A 2,491-nucleotide genomic window follows, 5' to 3' on the forward strand; every position below is an offset into this window, starting at 1 on the left:
TCGCAATGACAACGTTATTTCACATTAAGGAAACCAATTGAGCCTGCTCACCCTCGCCTGCGTCAACACCAACGTGTACAGCGTGCACCTGGCGGACGGATCACACGTTGGCAATCTCAAGCGCATTGGCGCACTCTGGAAATTCAAGGCGGTGGGCTATGACGAAGCCGGTGGTGTTGAGCCCGGCGGCGGGCCGCTCACCCACTTGCACAACACGGTGCTTTCAGAGCCTGATGCGCGAGAACTCAATGCCAGGCTGAAAGAGAGCACGGCATGAGCAACATTGCCAGCTACTGCCTACCGCGCAACCTGTGCAACAAGACCGTGCAGGCCCTGGAACTCAGGCGCACGGTGTTTCGCAGCGACCATGCTGCCAACGGGCTGGAGCTCAAGGGTATTTTGGGCGTGGAGAAAGCCCATTTGTCGCTGGAAGGCGACAATCCTGTGTATCGTTTCGATTCTGCCAAACCATGCCCGAGCCGGCACCTTGGGCTGTAGGCCACCGACCCATTTCAAGTTCACTGATCCTGACCATGCTGAGTCCATTCAAAAATCTGCTCAACCAATTTTTCATGCCCGACAACGGCCAGGCAAGCGTCGATAACGCGCGCAGCCTGCAGTTGGCCACAGCGGTGCTGCTGGTCGAGGTGATGCGTTCCGACACCGCCGTGTCAGCCGTGGAGCGCAGCGCTACCCTGGCGGCGCTGCGTACCCAGTTTGCCTTGAGCGACGCTGAACTGGCACGGCTGGTGGCACAGGCAGAAGACACCGCCAAGGGCGCCAACGACTACTTTCGCTTTACCAGCGCAATGAACGAGCAGTTCACGCAAGCCGAAAAAATCCAGGTGGTGGAACACATGTGGCAGGTCGCCTTTGCCGACGGGCAGCTCGATGCCAATGAAAACCACCTGATCAGCAAGATTGCCGGCCTGCTCCACGTGACGCACGGCGAGTACATCGCGGCCAAGTTGCACGCCAGGCAAGCGGCGCAACTGGCTTCATGACGACAACCCGCTCGACGGGCAATGCCTGTCAAACCATTTCGGTTAAGCTCGTCGTCCTGGCCACCAAGGAACCCCATGAAAAAACTCAACGTCACCATCAAGCTCGAAATGTCGGTCCCGGACGACTGGGAACTGGCTGCAACCTCGGAAGGCGGCCACGTGTTGAAGCTGCCCAACGGTCAATTTCTTGACATCGCCATCGAGCCGTTGTTTGCCAGCGACCCCGAGGAAACCTGGGCCAGCACCGAAGACGACGATGTGCTGAACGACCTGCTCGACATGGTGGACAGCGAAGAAGTGGCCTACGAGTTCGTCACCCACTGAACCCGGTCAACCCGGACCTGAGCCCCAGCGCGTCGAACACCCGGATCGCGGCGTAGGCGTCGTTGGCGGCGTACACCAGTTGCGCCTGCGACAGGCGCGGATTGGCCCAATTGCTGGTGGCGGCTTTTTTTGATTTGATGAAGCGCTGCTGAAACAACACTGCCACCGCGCCTTTCACCCCCATGTCCTTGCGGTAACCACGCTGCCGGAACACGGTGTTCAGTTCCAGGATGTCGGCAGGTTCAACACCCAGTTTTTCAATGATGCGCTTGCGGTCGTCGCGCAGGCCAAAACCTGCCTTGGCAATACCTTTCATGGCCAGCAACTCGGCCGCCACTGCGCGGCAAGCGGGGTCGTGCAGCTGAAACACCCAGGCGCGCTCGGGCGTGGACAACTGCAAGATGTGCGGCCCGTCGGACGATTCACCGACGCGAAATGTTGGTTTTGATTCAGTATCAAAGCCCCAGGCGCTGGCCACGGCCAAGGCGGCAAAGGCGGTATCGGCCTCGGTTTTCGTGGTCACCAGCGCAATGCGATCGAGCGCCAGGCGCATGAAAGGCGGCATCAGGGCGATGGCGTCTTTGTCGGGTGTGTTGTGCATAAATAGTTACCCTGATTTTGTGTGTGCTACCTTGTGGATAACTGCTGGTACAAGAGCGCAAAGCCGCACCGGCTCTGGCTTTGCAGAGGGTGCTTAAAAATTAGTCAGCAAAAGCAATTTTCTTGCATTCTTCATTGGAGAGAGAGATTTTGTGTTAGTACTTTGAAGCCTCGGTATCTGCGTTCGCTGCAAGCGTTTGGCCAACAGGGTTACCCCTTGAAACTGTGCACCAGTTTGTGGATAAGCCTGTTTAAAAGTCGCCAAACCCGCGCCGGCATTGGGCTTGCAGGGGGTGCTGCTAAAACCATCAAACGACACGCTGGTAGCGCCAGAGAACCAGTCAAACCCGCCATTCTCAATGTGTGGCGCGCCGCAACTCGGTCACCCGGTTGGCAATGGCACTGCGGTCAGCGGCTTGTTGCTCGTTGGCCAGATAAGTTTCCAGGTCTTCCAGGGCGTGACCGGGATGTCCAGCTTCGGCGTGCGCCAGACCGCGGTCGCGGTACTCGGACCAAGCCTGGGGCAGCAGCACGATGAGCCGGTCAAGCACAGCAATCAGACG

6 protein-coding genes are annotated in these 2,491 nt (G+C 58.4%); 4 read left to right on the top strand and 2 right to left on the bottom strand.

The annotated features are described in order from the left end of the window. Nucleotides 1-37 precede the first annotated feature (37 nt). The 4 genes from IBX54_RS14445 (at nucleotide 38) to IBX54_RS14460 (ending at nucleotide 1,328) form a co-directional block, all read left to right on the top strand. Nucleotides 38-277: a hypothetical protein gene (locus IBX54_RS14445; RefSeq protein WP_296543353.1), complete on the top strand. Its 240-nt coding sequence runs from the start codon at nucleotides 38-40 to the stop codon at nucleotides 275-277. Further along, complete coding sequence (locus tag IBX54_RS14450) at nucleotides 274-498, top strand: hypothetical protein (protein WP_296543354.1); 225 nt, start codon at nucleotides 274-276, stop codon at nucleotides 496-498. The genes IBX54_RS14445 and IBX54_RS14450 overlap by 4 nt, the downstream gene beginning before the upstream one ends. A gap of 35 nt (nucleotides 499-533) precedes the next feature. After that, a complete protein-coding gene (locus IBX54_RS14455) occupies nucleotides 534-1,004 on the top strand; it encodes a TerB family tellurite resistance protein (protein ID WP_296543355.1) in 471 nt (156 codons plus the stop codon). A gap of 75 nt (nucleotides 1,005-1,079) precedes the next feature. Continuing rightward, nucleotides 1,080-1,328 (top strand): hypothetical protein, encoded by a 249-nt coding sequence (locus IBX54_RS14460; RefSeq protein ID WP_296543356.1) that lies wholly within the window; start codon nucleotides 1,080-1,082, stop codon nucleotides 1,326-1,328. On the opposite strand, the gene IBX54_RS14465 is transcribed toward IBX54_RS14460, so the two are convergent. Together IBX54_RS14465 and IBX54_RS14470 are read right to left on the bottom strand one after the other, a co-directional pair. Then, complete coding sequence (locus IBX54_RS14465; protein ID WP_296543357.1) at nucleotides 1,318-1,929, bottom strand: 3'-5' exonuclease; 612 nt, start codon at nucleotides 1,927-1,929, stop codon at nucleotides 1,318-1,320. The two genes, IBX54_RS14460 and IBX54_RS14465, sit on opposite strands and share 11 nt — an antisense overlap. A gap of 355 nt (nucleotides 1,930-2,284) precedes the next feature. Next, nucleotides 2,285-2,491, bottom strand: a 207-nt coding sequence (locus tag IBX54_RS14470) for a tetratricopeptide repeat protein (protein ID WP_296543358.1), incomplete at its 5' end; no start/stop codon positions are given.

It is taken from the genome of Rhodoferax sp. (genome assembly GCF_014859475.1).
In the GTDB taxonomy this organism is placed as follows: domain Bacteria; phylum Pseudomonadota; class Gammaproteobacteria; order Burkholderiales; family Burkholderiaceae_C; genus Rhodoferax.